This window comes from Protofrankia sp. BMG5.30, assembly GCF_001983005.1.
In the GTDB taxonomy this organism is placed as follows: domain Bacteria; phylum Actinomycetota; class Actinomycetes; order Frankiales; family Frankiaceae; genus Protofrankia; species Protofrankia coriariae.
Window position 1 is genome coordinate 30,006 of sequence record NZ_MOME01000016.1, and the last position, 16,160, is coordinate 46,165.

Genomic DNA, 16,160 nt, shown 5'->3' on the forward strand with positions numbered 1-16,160 from the left:
AGCCGGCCCGGGGCGTCCGGACGGCCCACATTTCCGTGGCACTACGAGGTTACCGGCGTGTCAGGGCAGCCACGAGGATTCCCCACGGTCCGCCGGCGGCCCGGTCACGATTTCCGTGGCGGCACGGGTTCCGTGGCGGCACGGGCACGCACACAAACCGTACCCGCGTGCGGAAGCATCGGCGGYGCGTCCTACCGTGCAGACATGCTCGTGCTGCATACATCCGACTGGCACTTCGGGCGTACTCTGCACCGATTCGACCTGTTGGCGGCGCAGGCCGCCTTCGTCGACCATCTTGTCGAGGTCGTCCGGGCCGAACGCGTCGACCTCGTCGTGGTCAGCGGGGACGTCCACGACCGGGCTATCCCGCCGGTCGCGGCGATGCGGCTGTTCGACGAGGCGCTGTCCCGGGTGCGGGACGCCGGCGCGCACGTGGTGGTGATCAGCGGCAACCACGACGCCGGCGCCCGCCTCGGCGACAAGGCCGGGCTGCTCGACCCCCGGGTGCGCATCAGGACGGACGTGTCCGCCATCGCCACCCCCGTCACCGTCGAGGACGCGCACGGACCCATCCACGTCTACGCGCTCCCCTACCTGGAACCGGCGGCGGTGGCCGACGCCCTGCCGGCGGTTCCCACCCCGGACCCCGACGACGCGGCCCACCCTGGCGACACGGCTACGACGACAGATAGCAGCAGAGAAGATACGAATAGCAACAAATCGACGACGATCAGCGATACCGTGAACACGAACAGCAATGAAAAGGCCCCGATCGGTGCTGGTAGAGCGCTGTCGCACGCCGCGACGCTGGGCCGGGCCATGCGTGCCGTGCACGCCGACCGGGCCCGGCGCGGTGGCCGCAGCATCGTCTGCGCCCACGCCTGGGTCAGCGGCGGCCAGGCCAGCGAAAGCGAACGCGACATCAGCGTCGGCGGGCTCGCGGCCGTCCCGGCGAAGCTCTTCGACGGAGTCACCTACACCGCGCTCGGGCACCTGCACCGGCCACAGGCGCTGGACGAGGGCCTGCGCTACAGCGGCTCGCCCCTGCCCTACTCGTTCTCCGAGGCGGGCGACGTCAAGTCGTCACTGCTGGTGGAAATCGACGCGGACGGCCTGTGCGGGCTGGAGGAGATCCCGGTCCCCGTGTACCGCGGCCTCGCCCGGCTGCGCGGCCGGCTGGCGGAGCTGATGACGGCCATCGACCACGAACGGCACACCGCCGACTTCGTCTCGGTGGTGCTCACCGACCCGGTCCGCCCGCTGGACGCGATGGCAACCCTGCAGCGCCGCTTCCCCTTCGCRCTCACCCTCAGCCACGAGCCCGCCCTCGACGCCACCGGCGACGAGCTCACCTACGGCCGGCGCGTCCACGGGCGTTCCGATCTCGCGGTGGCCGAGGCGTTCGTCACACATGTGCGGTCCGAGCCGAGCGAGCGCGAACGTGCCCTGTTACAGGCTGCGTTGGACGACGCCCGCCGGGCCGAGGACGCGGCCTGATGCGCCCGCACCGGCTGGAACTCGCAGCCTTCGGAGCCTTCCCGGACAAGGTCGAGCTGGATTTCGACCGGCTCGGAGCCGGTGGCCTGGTCCTGCTGTGCGGCGAGACCGGCGGCGGGAAGACCACACTGCTCGACGCGCTCGGCTTCGCCCTCTACGGAGTCGTTCCGGGGCTGCGGGCCCGCGCGAAGGACCTGCGCTCCCACCATGCCGGCGCGGACGCTCAGCCGCGTGTGCAACTGGAGTTCAGCGTGTCCGGGCAGCGTTACCAGATCGCCCGGACGGCATCCTGGGACAGGCCCAGGCGCGGCGGCGGGGGCAGCTCCCGAGTGAACCCGACCGCCCTGCTCAGGCGCCGGACCGACACCGGCTGGGAGGCCGTCGCCCAGCGCAACGAGGATGTCGGGCTCGAGATCGGCCGGCTGCTCGGGATGACCGCCGAGCAGTTCTTCCAGGTGATCATGCTACCGCAGGGGCGTTTCGCCGACTTCCTGCAGGCCGACCACGACGCGCGGGAACGGCTGCTCAAGCGGCTGTTCGCCGTCAGCCGGTTCGAGCACGCCGAACAGTGGCTCGCCGACCAGGCCAAGATCGCGGGCGAGCGGCTGGCCGCCGCCCGCGGCGACCTCGTCCGGGTGGCGACCCGGGCCACCGAGGCCGCCGCGGTCACCGAACCGGACGATCTCGAGACCGACGCCGACTGGGTCGCCGGCCTTGCCGCGGCCGCGGACGCCGCCGCCCGCACGGCCACGCAGCATGCCGGAGCAGCCGCCGAGACCCGCCGGCAGGCCGAGGAGTCGCTCGACCTCACCCGCGGACTCGCCGAACGCCAACAGCAGCGGCGTGAGCTCGACGCCAGGCTGGCGACACTCGAAGCGCAGCTCCCAGCAATCGAGGTCATGGCCGCCGAGCTGGCCGCCGCCCGCCGTGCCGCCACCGTCCGCCGTGCCCTGGACCAGGTACGGGAGCGGGCGGACGACCTGACCCGGGCACGGCTGGCCGAGGACACCGGCCGCCACCGCCTGGAACTGCTCGGCGCCCGGCACGACGTCGACGTCGACGAGCTGGCCCGGCTGGCCCGGGTCGCCCACACCGACATGGGACGCCTCGAGCAGTTCGCGAACATCCTGACCGCCGCCGACGCGGACGACGCCGCCGCCACGGCGGCCGACATCGACGCCGACACGCACGCGGCCGCCGTCGCCACCCTCACCGAATACCTGCGCGCCGAACTGCCCGAACAGCGCCGTACCCTCGAGGCCAGGCACAGCCGCGCCAGGGCCGCCGCAACCGCCCTGCCAGGCGCACGCGAGCAGGCACGGACGGCCGCCGAGCTGGCCGCCGCCGTACGCCGACGGGGGCAGGCCCTCACCCATGCGCACGACGCGGAGCAGTCCGCACGGCTGGCCCGCGAGCAGGCCGGTGACATCCGTCAGCAGCGCTTCGACGCGATCACCGCGGAGCTCAGCGCCGCCCTGGTCGACGGTTCGCCCTGCCCGGTCTGCGGATCCCTCACGCATCCCGACCCGGCCGAGGCCCGCGCGGACCACGTCAGCAAGGACGACGAGCTCGCGGCCGAAGCCATCGCCAACCGGCTCGCGACGCAGGCCACCGACGCCCGCCGCGACGCCGACCGGCTCGACGAACGGATCCGCACGCTGACGCGCGCGCTGGCCAACCAGGTGGATCCCGCCACCGCCGTCCCCGGGCCCGCCGGCCCGGCCGCCCCGGGGCAGACCGCACCCGCGGCCGACCTTGGCCCGGCCGGCGACAGGACTGGCGCGATCGGCACAGCGGGCACGGTGGGCGTATCGACCACGGCGAACACCCCGCCAACAGCTCCGGCGCCAGCGAACCCGGCGAACCCGGCGAACAACACGATGTCCGCGAACACGACAATGGCCGGCGCGACAACAGCGGACACCCCGCTGGCAGGCGCCGTGCCGAACACCGCGACGCCGAACACCGCACCAGCGGACACGCCGGTGGTGGACGTCACGGCGGTGGGTCCGGCCGGCGGTACGCGCGTCGAGTCCGTCACACCGCGCGGCCCGTTGCCCTCCGAGGATGTCGGTAGCGGGCCTCCCCGCCCGGTCAGGGCGTTCGCGACGGTGACCGTCCTGGGCGTGCCCGACCCCGTCCCCGGCGGGAACGACGGGAATTCCGCTCACAGAAATGATCGCGGCAACGCCGTCGATCACGAAACCACCGGTCGCGAGAACACCGGCCGCGCGGCCGCCGGGCACGCCGACCGCAGGACCGCTGACCCCAGAGCCACCGGCCACAGCGCCGCCCAGCACGGTGCCCTCCAGTACGGTCCCACCCAGTACGGTCCCACCCAGTACGGTCCCGCCGATCGCGGGAGCGGCGGCCAGGTCGAGCACACCGATCACCAGGCTGATCATCATGCCGATCACAAGGTCGCCGGCCACGGTGCCGCGGAYGGTGTCACGCGGCTGGAAGGGCTGCCCGCGGGCCCCGAACTGCCCACCGTGCTCCCCGTCGACGCGTTCGAGCAGGCCGCGGTCGGCCTGGCGGACCGGGCCGAGACGCTCGCCGCGCAGGCCGACGACCTCCCGGCCGCCGAGCGAGCGCTTGAGCGGGTGCGTCAGGAGGAGACCCGGGCCGCGGCCGACCTGGCCGGCCACGCCGCCGGTGAACAGCTCGCCCGCACCCGGGCGCAGGAGTGCCGGGCCCGGGCCGAGCGGCAGCGGGCCGGCCTGCCACCGGAGCTACGGGACGTCGGGCGGCTGGCCGCCCGCCAGCGCGAGGTCGCCCAGTTCGCCGACGCCTACTCCGACTGCCACGCGGCCGCCTCAACCACGGCCCTGGCCGAGGAGGAGTACCGCCGCGCCGCGGCCGGCGCGAGCCACGACGCCCACGCCGCCGGCTTCCCGGACGTGGCCGCGGCCCAGGCAGCCTGCCGGGAGGAAGGCTGGATCGTCGACACCGAGGCGCGCCTGACAGCCCACCGCGACGACCTTGTCGGTGTGCGGTCCCATCTGGCCAGCCCCCAACTGGCCGTTGACCCGGACAGGCCGGCGCCGGTGGCCGAGCGGGAGGCGGACGCGCTCGCGGCCCGGCAGCGGCACGAAGCGGCGCTCACCGAAGCGGCGCGCGCCGACGACCGGGCCCGGCGGCTGTCCGACCTGGTGCCCGCGTTCGCCGCCGCGTTCGCCGCGGTACCGCCGCTGCGCGAGGCCGCGGAGGAACTGCGCGGCCTCGCCGAACTGGCCACGGGCCGTGGCGGCAACCGCCACGGCATGCCGCTGTCGAGCTTCGTCCTCGCCGCCCGTCTCGAGGAGGTCGCGACCGCGGCGAGCGGACGCCTGTCGGCGATGAGCGGCGGCCGGTTCACCCTCGTCCACGACAGCGGTGAGCGGCGGGACCGACGCCGGCGGGCCGGCCTCGGCCTGCTGGTCGAGGACGCCTGGACAGGTCGGCGGCGCGACACCGCCACCCTGTCCGGCGGGGAGACCTTCCAGGCCGCCCTGTCCCTGGCGCTGGGCCTCGCCGACGTGGTCACCGCCGAGTCCGGCGGCCAGGCGATGGACGCGCTGTTCATCGACGAGGGGTTCGGCAGCCTCGACCCGGACAGCCTGGAGGAGGTCATGAACGTCCTGGACAGCCTGCGCTCCGGTGGCCGGCTGGTCGGCATCGTCAGCCATGTCGCGGACCTGCGCCAACGCATCCCTACCCAGATCACCGTCATCAAACAGGCCAACGGCAGCCACGTACGCACCACCGTCTGAGCTGACTGACTGTTGGTACGGAAGCCGTAGGTGAAAACCGCTGTTGTCACGACCTTTTCCACCTACGGCGGCGGCAGCCGTAGGTGGAAAACGTCATAGTGACGACGGTTTCTGCCTACGGCTTCCGTTGGAGGAGCACGATGTCGTCGCGGTGGACGATCTCCCGTTCGTAGGAGGAGCCGAGTTCCGCGGCCAGGTCGAACGTCGAGCGGCCCAGCATCCCGGGCAGCTCCGCGGCGTCGTAGGCAACCAGCCCGCGGGCGACCGGCTGGCCGGACGGGTCGACCAGGTCCACCGGGTCACCGGCGGCGAAGTCGCCGTCGACCTTGGTGACCCCGGCCGGCAGCAGCGACACCCGCCGGTCCACGATCGCGTTCACCGCCCCGTCGTCGAGGAACAGCCTGCCCTGCGGGGTGGTCGCGTGCTCCAGCCACAGCAGCCGGGACGCCCGCCGCGGGCCGCTCGGGTGGAACACCGTCCCCACCTCCGCCCCGGCGATGGCGGCGGCGGCGTTCGCCGCCGAGGTGATCAGCGTCGTGACCCCGCCCGAGGCCGCCATCCGAGCAGCGTCGATCTTGGTTGCCATGCCGCCGACGCCCACGCCGGCGCTGCCGGTGCCCCGGGTGCCGACCCCCTCGAGGTCGGCGTCGCTCCGGACCTCGCGGATCATGGTGGCCGAGCCGCGCCGGGGGTTGGCGTCGTAGACGCCGTCCACGTCCGAGAGCAGGACCAGCAGGTCCGCGGACACCAGATGCGCGACGATCGCGGCGAGGCGGTCGTTGTCCCCGACCCGGATCTCCTGGGTGGCCACCGCGTCGTTCTCGTTGACGATGGGGACCACGCCGAGTTCCAGCAACCGGTCGAGGGTGGTCCGGGCGTTGTGGTAGTGGGTGCGGCGCACCACGTCGGTGGCGGTGAGCAGCACCTGGCCGACCTGGTGGCCGGCGCGTCCGAACGCGGTCGCGTACCGGTGCACCAGCATGCTCTGCCCGACGCTGGCCGCGGCCTGCAAGGTTGCCAGGTCCCGGGGGCGGCGGGTCAGGCCCAGCGGCGCGAGCCCGGCGGCGATGGCTCCCGAGGAAACCAGTACCAGCCGGCCGGCCCGCGGCAGGAGCGCCCGGACCAGGACGTCGACGCGGTCGCCGTCGATACCGCCGGCCGCGGTGGTCAGCGACGACGAGCCGACCTTCACCACGACCCGGTCGGCCCGCAGCACGAAATCACGGACGGTCACGCTCTGACCTCGTCCGCCAGGCCTCCGGGTCCGTCGGGGCCGCCGAGGAGGCCGGAGCTGTCATGGCTGTCGATGCCATCAGGGGTGTCCGGGCCGTGCGGGTCGGCGTTCCGGGCTGCGAAGGCCTCGCGGTCGCGGGCCCGGCGGGCGAGCCGCTGCGCACGGGTCAGCCGGGTGGAGGTGACCAGTCGGTCGTCGCTGCCCCGCGGGCCGAGGGTCGACTCCGCCCCGGCCGCCCCACCTTCATGATCATCGACGATCCGGCCGCCGTGGCGGCTCAGCTGCGGTTCCCAGTCGAAAGTGACATCACCGATGGTGACTGCCACGCCGGACTCCGCGCCCAGCCGGGCAAGTTCGGCCTCCACCCCCAGCCGGGCGAGGCGGTCGGCGAGGAAACCGATCGCCTCGTCGTTGCTGAAGTCGGTCTGCCGGACCCAGCGCAGCGGCTTGGCACCGGTCACGACGAACCCGTCGTCCTGCGCACGCACGGCGAAGTCGGGTTCGTCGACCGCGCGGGGCCGGATGATCACCCGCTGGAACGCCTGCGGCGGCCGCGCGGCCCGATGCTCGGCGACCCGTTCGGCCAGCGCGAGCGAGAGCGCCCGCACGCCTTCCCGGGTCGCGCTGCTCACGGCGAAGACGTCCAGCCCACGGGCGGTGAGCTCGGAGGTGACCAGCTCCGCCAGCTCACGGGCATCCGGGACATCGATCTTGTTGAGGACGACGGCCCGTGGCCGGTCGGACAGGTCCGTCGAGTAGGCCACGAGCTCGGCCTCGATCACGTCGAGATCGGTCAGGGGGTCGCGACCGGGTTCGAGGGTGGCGCAGTCCAGCACGTGGACGATGAGCGAGCAGCGTTCGATATGGCGCAGGAACTCCAGGCCGAGCCCACGCCCGGTGCTCGCGCCGGGTATGAGGCCCGGGACGTCGGCCACCGTGTACGGGGCGTTGTCGCCGGCCTGTACCACGCCGAGATTGGGTACCAGCGTCGTGAACGGGTAGTCAGCGATCTTCGGCCGGGCGGCGCTGAGCACCGACACCAGCGAGGACTTGCCAGCGCTGGGGAAACCGACCAGCGCCACGTCCGCGACGGTCTTGAGCTCGAGGACGGCGTCCAGCTGCTCCCCCGGCTCCCCGAGTTCCRCGAACCCGGGGGCTTTGCGCCGGGTGGAGGCAAGCGCTGCGTTGCCACGCCCACCGCGCCCGCCGCGGGCGACGACCACCGAACTACCAGCGCCGACAAGATCGGCGATCTGCTCGCCGTCCGGCCGCAGGACGACGGTGCCGTCCGGTACGGGCAGGACAAGGTCGGCGCCGTCGGCGCCGTGCCGGTTGGAGCCCTGGCCGGGCCGTCCACCAGAGGCCCGCTGGTGCGGGTGGAAGTGGAAGTCCAGCAGGGTGGTCACGTCCGGGTCGACCCGGACGATGACATCACCGCCCCGGCCGCCGTTGCCGCCGTCCGGCCCGCCGAGCGGCTTGAACTTCTCCCGGTGGACCGACGCGCAGCCATGCCCGCCATCACCCGCGGTGACGTGAAGGATGACGCGGTCAACGAAGGTGGGCACCGCACCGCTGCCTTCCTCAACCGCGGCCGACCGGCAACACCCGCCTGGATCAGGCGGACAGAAGCTCCTCGGCGGGTATGACGTTGACGACCCGACGTCCCCGCCGGGTACCGAACTGGACATGCCCGGCGGCCAGCGCGAACAGCGTGTCGTCGCCACCGCGGCCGACCTGCCCACCGGGGTGGAAGTGTGTGCCACGCTGCCGGACGATGATCTCGCCGGCGTTGACATACTGGCCGCCGAAACGCTTCACACCGAGACGCTGGGCGTTCGAGTCGCGGCCGTTGCGCGACGAGCTCGCGCCCTTCTTGTGCGCCATGTCGCTTCAGGCCTTCCCGGGCTCGATACCGGTCACCCGCAGCCGGGTCAGCTTCTGGCGGTGACCCTGCCGCTTGTGGTAGCCGGTCTTGTTCTTGAATTTGTGGATCCTGATCTTGGGACCCTTGACGATCTCGACGACCTCGGCGGTCACCTCGAYGGACGCGAGCGCGTCCCTGTCGTGGGTCACCACGTCGCCGTCGACAAGCAGAAGCGCGGGCAGACTGACGGCCGCACCCGGCTCGCCCGGAACGAGCTCGACGTCGACGACATCGCCGACGGCGACCTTGTGCTGCTTGCCGCCGCTGGCCACGACCGCGTACACCGGTTCTCCTTGCTGAAGTCGGACGGGCATTGGAGCACCCGAGGACGGGGCGGCCCGACCGCTGATCGGACACCGCCACCCTCAGGGGCTCTGACTGGCGCGGCAGAACACCCCGCGCCCGGCCCTGATTGCACTACCTTAACACCGCTGGCCAACCACACCGCCGCTGGCCAGGACACGCCGCTGGCCAGAACACCGCCGGCCAGCCATTGATCAACCATCTGACCAACCACACCGACGCCGACGGCCGACGTGAACCGCCACGACGTTACCACCATGCCGGCCAGCCCCCGCAGCGGCACATACCGGCCCGCACGACAGGCCCGTGGCGCAAGGCGCCCACACCCACCCAGCAGGCGCATCCGGCCATGGCACGGATGAGCCATGGCGTCCCGCTCACCGGCACGCAACCATCGACGCTGGAGAGGGCTGCCCGGGCCGACCGGCAGCCGACACGACAGCTCCAGCCAGACGGGGGTGCACGGTGGGGTGGGTCACGGTGGGGTGGGTGGGGTGGCAGGTCGTGATCTGGGGCGCTGGTGCCGTGACGGTCACTGCCGTCCTGACCGCCGGCTGGCCGCTGCTGACCGCGGCCCACGCCACGGACCCGCCGCGACGGTCGGCGACGATCGCGGCGTCCACTGTCGTCATCACGACCGTGGCCGGGATGGCCGTCAACGACCTGGTCGGTCTTCCCGCCGCGTTCCGCGCCCTGTGGGCGCTGGGTACGGCGGGCGCCGCGTGCTGGTTTGCGGTACAGGCCCGCGGGCTGGCCACGACCGGCGGCTTCGCCGCAAGGACCGGGACTGGGAAGGCTGGGAAGGCCGAAAAGACCGACGGTGACCCCGACGGGGACGCCCTCTGCGCCCAGGACGACGTCGTCCAGGCACTGGTGGTCGCCGCCTACGCCCTGCAGATGGGGGACAACCACCGTGCCAGCGACGCCGTCGACGGCGCGCTCCAGCGGTCCCGGGCAGCCTTGGACGCGCTGCTACGCGAACGCCAACGGGGTGACTTCGTCCGGCGGGAGCCGGTGCGGTCGTACCGGACGGTGGCGGACGTGTCCGCCGCCCGGCACTGAAACCGGCACCAGAACCGACGCCGAGACCGGCGCTGGAAGCAGCCGGCAGCGGGCTCCCCGCCGACGGCGGGCCGCCCATCGCGGGATCCTGGCCAGCAAGCAGCCAGGATCCCGCGATGGGCGGCCGGTCAGCTCTCGCGTGCCGCGCCCCCGACCGTCTCCAGATCACCCGACGTGCTCTCCTGGGGTGGCGCGACAGCCCGTGAGGCACGCCGGCGGCCGGCGCGCGCTCCCGATGAACGGGATCCGTTCGATGACGGGCCCGAGCCATTGGCCACGCCGTCGTGGCCGGCCGTGTCACGCACGGCATCGTCACGAGCGGCATCGTCACGCACGGCATCGTCACGCACGGCATCGTCACGCACGGCCCTGTCACGAGCGGCCCTGCCACGAGCGGCCCTGGTGCCGGGAGCTGCGCCGCCAGGAGCCGCGGTGTCGGGAGCGGCCGGCACGGCGTCGGCCGGGGCGTCGGCCGGGGCGGCCCCGGGCGCCTGGGCATCCGGAGTGGCGGCGCCCGATGCCGCGCCGGCCGTTGCCACCGCGTCTGCCGCCACTGGATCTGCCACCACCGGATCTGCCGCCGCGGTGCCTGTTGCCGCGCCTGCCGCCACGGCATCCGATGTCGTGCTGCCGGTCGACGGCGGCGCCGGCACCGGCGGGTCGGCCGGTACGCTCCGCGCGGGCGCGGACGCGCCGTCCAGGTGCAGGATCACCCCACGCCCGCCGCAGTGCGTACACGGCTCGCTGTATGCCTCCAGCAGTCCCTGACCGACCCGTTTGCGGGTCATCTGCACCAGCCCGAGGCTGGTCACCTCCGCGACCTGGTGACGGGTGCGGTCCCGGCCGAGGCACTCCGTCAGGCGCCGCAGGACGAGTTCGCGGTTGCTCTCCAGCACCATGTCGATGAAGTCGATGAYGATGATCCCGCCGATGTCCCTCAGCCGGAGCTGACGGACGATCTCCTCGGCGGCCTCGAGGTTGTTCTTGGTGACCGTCTCCTCGAGGTTGCCGCCCTTGCCGGTGAACTTGCCGGTGTTGACGTCGATGACCGTCATGGCCTCGGTACGGTCGATCACCAGGGAGCCGCCCGAGGGCAGCCAGACCTTGCGCTCCAGTGCCTTGGCAAGCTGTTCGTCGACCCGGTACTCGTCGAAGACGTCGACCGGGCCGGCCTGCCGGCGGACCCGGTCACGCAGGTCCGGCGCCACCATGTCGACGTAGTCCTCGATCATCGTGGCTTCTCCCGCTCCCTGCACGACCAACTCGGCGAAGTCCTCGTTGAAGATGTCCCGAATCACCCTGATCACAAGGTCGGGCTCACCGTAGAGCAGCGCCGGGGCGGTGGCCTTCGTCGCCTTGCGGCAGATGTCCTCCCACTGGGCCGACAGGCGAGCGACGTCCCGGGCAAGCTCCTGCTCGCTGGCGCCCTCGGCCGCGGTCCGGACGATCACCCCCCCRTTCTCTGGAGTGATCTTCTTCAGGATCGCCTTCAGGCGGGCACGCTCGGTGTCCGGAAGCTTACGGCTGATCCCGGCGTTCTGTCCGTCCGGCACGTAGACCAGGTAGCGGCCGGGGAGACTGACCTGGCTGGTCAGCCGCGCCCCCTTGTGACCGATCGGGTCCTTGCTGACCTGGACGACGATCGACTGGCCGGACTTCAGCACCTGTTCGATCTTGCGGGGCCGTCCGTCGAGCCCGCTGGCGTCGTAGTTGACCTCACCGGCGTACAGGACGGCGTTGCGCCCCTTGCCGATGTCGACGAACGCTGCCTCCATGCTGGCGAGCACGTTCTGGACCCGGCCGAGGTAGACGTTGCCCGCGTACGACCAGGAACTGGCCCGGGTGACGAAGTGCTCGACAAGCACCCCGTCCTCAAGTACCGCGATCTGAGTGCGGTCGCCGGCGTTACGGACGATCATGCGCCGTTCGACCGCTTCCCGGCGGGCGAGGAACTCGGCCTCGGTGACGATCGGCGGACGGCGCCGACCGCTGTCCCGGCCCTCCCGCCGGCGCTGCCGCTTGGCCTCCAGCCGGGTCGAGCCGCTGACCCCGCGGACCTCGTTCGCGCCACGGACCTCGTCGTCGCGGGTCCGTCCCTCGCGCACGTGTACGACCGTCACCGGCGGGTCGTCAGGCGCGCCGTCGTCGACGAGCGCGGCACCGTCCCGTCGGCGCCGACGGCGCCGACGGCGCGAGCTGCCCGGCAGCCCTTCCTCCTCCTCGAGGGCTGCGCCGGCCGGACCGGTCTGCCCGGACCGGGACTGCTCGGACTCGTCGGACTCCGCCGGTTCCCGGTCCGCCGCCGATCGTGGGTCGTCAGCCCCGGAGCGGCCGGAATCGGCCGTGCTGTCCAGGCCGCTTTCGTCAGAACGGCCGCGCGCCCCGCTGAAGGCTGCGGTGTCCAGCTCGTCGATGTTGTCGGTCTCCTCGTCGGCGCGAGCCCGGCCGCGGCCGCGCCGGCCGCGGCGGCGCCGGCGCGTCGAAGCGCTGTCGCCGCTGTCGTCGGCCGCCGGATCCGTCGCCGTCGGCGCGTCGGCATCGGTGTATCCGGCGAGCTCCAGCTCAGGTTCGTGCTCGGGATCGTCGTCGACGCCCGAACCGGTACCGACGGCCGGCCGCGGTTCGGGCTGCGCGTACCGCCGGTCTCCACCGGTACCGGTGGACGGGCCGGCCGCGGCGGTGGACGCCCCACCGGAGCCGTTCGCGGCGTCCCCGTTCACCCTGTCGGCACCGAACGCGGAGCCGAACGAGAAGGTGTCGGCGCTGGTCGGCGAGGACTCGCGGCGGCGGCGCTGCACCAGCTCGATCGCGGCGGGCTCGGGCGCCTGGAAGGTCACCGCCGTGACCGCTCGGCCACGGCGTGGCCGTGGCTGCGCGGCCGGGGCGATGTCGCCGGTCACCGGCGTCCGCGGTCCGCCGGTCCGCGCGGCCACGGAACCGCTAAGATCAGACCGGGAAAGATCAGATTCGGACGCGGCCGGCCACGACCGGTCGGAACCGGTGGGCTGGACAGCCGTCACCCGCGTTGCCGGCGGCTCTGTTGCCGACGGCTCTGTTGCCGGCAACGGCGACAACTCTGCCGGCGATGACTCCGCCGGTGGTGTTGACGGCGCCGTCGTCGACGGCACGGCTGCCGGTTCCGGCGGATCGGTTCTCGCGGTGGCCGGCTCGCTGGCCACGTCGCTGACGGCTACCGGCTCGTCCGGCGACGACGACGTACCGGACGACTCGGTCGTGGCAGGTGACTCGGTCGGGACCTCCGCGCTGATGTCGACGGCGGTTTCGGCCCCGTCTCYGGTCAGGATCTCGGGCGGGGGTCCGGCTGATCGTCCGGCAGCGCGCCGCCGTCTCGGTGCTGGACGCGTGGTAGGTGTCTCATCGGAGCCTGTGAAAATGTCTTCGGGCACGGGTTATGAAGCCTCTCGGGGTCCCCGGGCGCGCTGCTGTCACAGTCGCGACCGCTCAGGAACCACTGTCTCGGTCCGGCGGCGTACCACCGGCGAATCCTGYGACACCCTGCATCACGCATCGATTCGGCCGACCAGCCGTTCCGCGTCGTCGCGGTCCGRCATGAGCGGATCCGCCACGGTGCCATCCGCCAGCAGCCGACCTTGCCCGAGCCGTAGCGGTTCGGGTGGTACTGACGGCCGGAGGCCGGCGACCACACAGAGGGCGGTCAGCATGTCGTCGGGTCGTACGGCGGGCGTCGTGTGCCGCACAACCGTATCCAGTATCGCACACGTGTCGTTCTCCGCACGGCAAACCATCAAGACCACTGCCTGACGGGCATCGAAGCGCCGATGTCCGTCCTTGGTGACCCGCTCCACCTCGACCAGGTCACGGGCGAGCAGCGCCTCGACGGCGGCGGCCAGCGCGGTGGGCGCGACACCTGGCAACCGGATCCACCAGTGCGACGCGTCCACCAGCTCCGCCAGCGGTGTCGCGGTCGCCGGCGCGCAGGCCACCACGTCCAGCCCGGCCGGCAGGGCCGCGTCCAGCACCTCCCCCAGCGCCCGGGGCTGGCGATGGTCGGCCAGGGCGAGCTCGACGTACTCGGCCTCGCTGGCGGCGCCCGTGGGGGCGGCGCCCAACCAGGAGATGCGCGGATGTGGGCTGAAGCCCGCGGAGTACGCCATCGGGACGTCCGCGCGCCGCAGGGCACGCTCGAAGGTCCGTGCGACGTCCCGGTGGGACAGAAAACGCAGCCGCCCCCGCTTGGCGAACCGCACCCGCACCCGCGCGACGACCGGTGGCGGGGGCGGGCCCTCAGGACGCCGCGGCATCGGCCGACCTGCCGGGGCTACCCGAACCGCTGGGGCCGCTGGAACCGCCGGGCCGGCTCGGCCCGGTCGACACGAGCGGCAGGAGGATCCGGCCGGTCGGGCCGATCTGGGTCTGCGTGCCCATGGTCGGGCAGACCCCGCAGTCGTAGCAGGGAGTCCAGCGGCAGTCGTCCAGTTCGGCCCCGCGCAGCGCCTCCTGCCAGTCCGACCACAGCCAGTCACGGTCGAGGCCGGAGTCCAGGTGGTCCCAGGGCAGTACCTCGCGCTCGTCGCGCTCACGGGTGGTGAACCAGTCGAGGGAGACCCCCAACGGCTCCAGCACCTCGACGCAGRCCTTCTCCCAACGCTCGAAGGAGAAGTGCTCACTCCATCCGTCGAACCGGCCACCGTCGCGCCATACCCGTTCGATCACCGCGCCAACCCGGCGGTCACCGCGGGCGAGCAGGCCCTCGATCATGCCCGGACGGCCGTCGTGGTAGCGGAAACCGATCGCCCGCCCCACCTCCCGGTCGCCGCGAATGGCGTCGCGCAGCAGCCGCAGCCGGGCGTCGGTGACCTCGTGGGAGGCCTGGGCCGCCCACTGGAACGGCGTGTGCGCCTTGGGCACGAAGCCGCCGATCGACACCGTGCAGCGGATGTCGCGGTGCCCGCTGGCCCGCCGCCCGGCCCTGATCACCTCGCGGGCGAGGCCCGCGATCGCCAGCACGTCCTCGTCGGTCTCGGTGGGCAGGCCGCACATGAAGTACAGCTTCACCTGCCGCCAGCCCTGGGCGTAGGCGGTGCTGACCGTGCGGATCAGGTCCTCCTCGCTGACCATCTTGTTGATGACCCTGCGCAGCCGTTCGGACCCGCCTTCCGGAGCGAAAGTCAGCCCGCTGCGACGGCCGTTGCGGGAGAACTCGTTGGCCAGCGTGACGTTGAACGCGTCCACCCGGGTCGAGGGCAGGCTGAGCGAGGTGTGGGTGCCCTCGTACCGGTCGGCCAGGCCCTTGGCGATCTCACCGATCTCGGTGTGGTCGGCGCTGGACAGCGACAGCAGCCCGACCTCGGTGAATCCGGAGGCCGCCAGGCCCTGGGCGACCATCTCGCCGATGGTGTCGATACTGCGCTCCCGGACCGGACGGGTGATCATCCCGGCCTGACAGAAGCGGCAGCCACGCGTGCAGCCGCGGAATATCTCCACGCTCATCCGCTCGTGGACGGTCTCCGCCAGCGGAACCAGCGGCGCCTTCGGGTACGGCCAGGCATCCAGGTTGCTCACGGTGTGCTTGGCCGGCCGGGCCGGCACCCCGGGACGGTTCGGGGTGACCGCGCGGATCCGGCCGTCCGGCCGGTAGTCCACGTCGTAGAAGGACGGCACGTAGACCAGCCCGCGCCGGGCCAGCCGCATGAGCAGCTCCGTCCGCCCGCCGGGACGCGCGGCGGTCTTGAAGGCACGGACGACGTCGGTGATCTCCAGGACCGCCTGCTCACCGTCGCCGAGGACGACCGCGTCGACGAAGGCCGTGATCGGCTCGGGGTTGAACGCCGCGTGCCCACCCGCGATGACGATCGGATGCCGCTCGTCCCGGTCGGTGGCGTACAGCGGGATGCCCGCGAGGTCCAGGGCGGTCAGCAGGTTGGTGTAACCGAGCTCTGTGGCGAAGCTCACCCCCAGCAGGTCGAAGTCACCGACCGCGCGGTGGGCGTCCACGGTGAACTGGGGGATGCCGTGCTCGCGCAGCAGCTCCTCCAGGTCCGACCAGACCGAGTAGGTGCGTTCGGCCAGGACGTCCGGCTGCTCGTTGAGGATCTCGTAGAGGATCTGGACGCCCTGGTTGGGAAGGCCGACCTCGTAGGCGTCGGGATACATCAGGCACCAGCGAACCAGCGCGTCATCCCAGGGCTTGACCTGGGAATTTCCTTCGCCGCCGAGGTAGCGCACGGGTTTRCGGACCCGCGGCAACAACGGTTCCAGGCGAGGGAACAGCGACTGTCCGGACATGTCCGCGAGCCTACGGCACACACGCCGGCCAGCACATGGTCACCGGCCGCCGACCGATCGACGGACAATCAATGGACAACCGACGGACGACCGACGGGCACGACCGACGGCCGGTGAGCCC

Annotated in this window: 10 protein-coding genes; 3 read left to right on the forward strand and 7 right to left on the reverse strand. The window is 72.5% G+C overall.

What is annotated here, in order from left to right:
* The first annotated feature begins 204 nt into the window (after window positions 1-204).
* Entirely contained in the window at window positions 205-1,497 is a 1,293-nt protein-coding gene (locus BL254_RS10225) for an exonuclease SbcCD subunit D C-terminal domain-containing protein (RefSeq protein WP_076843179.1), read from the forward strand.
* Entirely contained in the window at window positions 1,497-5,249 is a 3,753-nt protein-coding gene (locus BL254_RS10230) for an AAA family ATPase (protein ID WP_076843180.1), read from the forward strand. The genes BL254_RS10225 and BL254_RS10230 overlap by 1 nt, the downstream gene beginning before the upstream one ends.
* 115 nt (window positions 5,250-5,364) lie before the next feature.
* Here BL254_RS10230 and proB read toward each other — a convergent pair whose 3' ends face one another.
* From proB to rplU, 4 genes are read right to left on the reverse strand one after another with little or no spacing between them, the layout of a single operon-like run.
* Window positions 5,365-6,483 (reverse strand): glutamate 5-kinase, encoded by a 1,119-nt coding sequence (proB, locus tag BL254_RS10235; RefSeq protein WP_047222876.1) that lies wholly within the window; start codon window positions 6,481-6,483, stop codon window positions 5,365-5,367.
* Window positions 6,480-8,048, reverse strand: coding sequence for a GTPase ObgE (gene obgE, locus BL254_RS10240; RefSeq protein WP_076843181.1), 1,569 nt, complete (start codon window positions 8,046-8,048; stop codon window positions 6,480-6,482). Before obgE ends, proB begins: the two co-directional genes overlap by 4 nt.
* Window positions 8,049-8,097: 49 nt before the next feature.
* Window positions 8,098-8,367: a 50S ribosomal protein L27 gene (gene rpmA, locus BL254_RS10245; RefSeq protein ID WP_047222877.1), complete on the reverse strand. Its 270-nt coding sequence runs from the start codon at window positions 8,365-8,367 to the stop codon at window positions 8,098-8,100.
* A gap of 6 nt (window positions 8,368-8,373) precedes the next feature.
* On the reverse strand, window positions 8,374-8,691 hold the full coding sequence (rplU, locus tag BL254_RS10250) for a 50S ribosomal protein L21 (RefSeq protein WP_076843182.1): 318 nt from the start codon (window positions 8,689-8,691) through the stop codon (window positions 8,374-8,376).
* A gap of 508 nt (window positions 8,692-9,199) precedes the next feature.
* Between rplU and BL254_RS10255 the strand changes: the two genes are divergently transcribed.
* Window positions 9,200-9,772, forward strand: coding sequence for a hypothetical protein (locus tag BL254_RS10255; protein ID WP_047222878.1), 573 nt, complete (start codon window positions 9,200-9,202; stop codon window positions 9,770-9,772).
* Between the two features lie 128 nt (window positions 9,773-9,900).
* On the opposite strand, the gene BL254_RS10260 is transcribed toward BL254_RS10255, so the two are convergent.
* The 3 genes from BL254_RS10260 to BL254_RS10270 all read right to left on the reverse strand — a co-directional run bounded on the left by BL254_RS10260 (window position 9,901) and on the right by BL254_RS10270 (window position 16,039).
* A complete protein-coding gene (locus BL254_RS10260; protein WP_076843184.1) occupies window positions 9,901-12,672 on the reverse strand; it encodes an Rne/Rng family ribonuclease in 2,772 nt (923 codons plus the stop codon).
* A 621-nt stretch (window positions 12,673-13,293) separates the two neighbouring features.
* Window positions 13,294-14,055, reverse strand: a complete 762-nt coding sequence (locus BL254_RS10265) for a TIGR03936 family radical SAM-associated protein (RefSeq protein WP_076843185.1) — start codon at window positions 14,053-14,055, stop codon at window positions 13,294-13,296.
* Window positions 14,039-16,039 (reverse strand): TIGR03960 family B12-binding radical SAM protein, encoded by a 2,001-nt coding sequence (locus tag BL254_RS10270; protein WP_076843235.1) that lies wholly within the window; start codon window positions 16,037-16,039, stop codon window positions 14,039-14,041. Before BL254_RS10270 ends, BL254_RS10265 begins: the two co-directional genes overlap by 17 nt.
* Window positions 16,040-16,160: the final 121 nt, after the last annotated feature.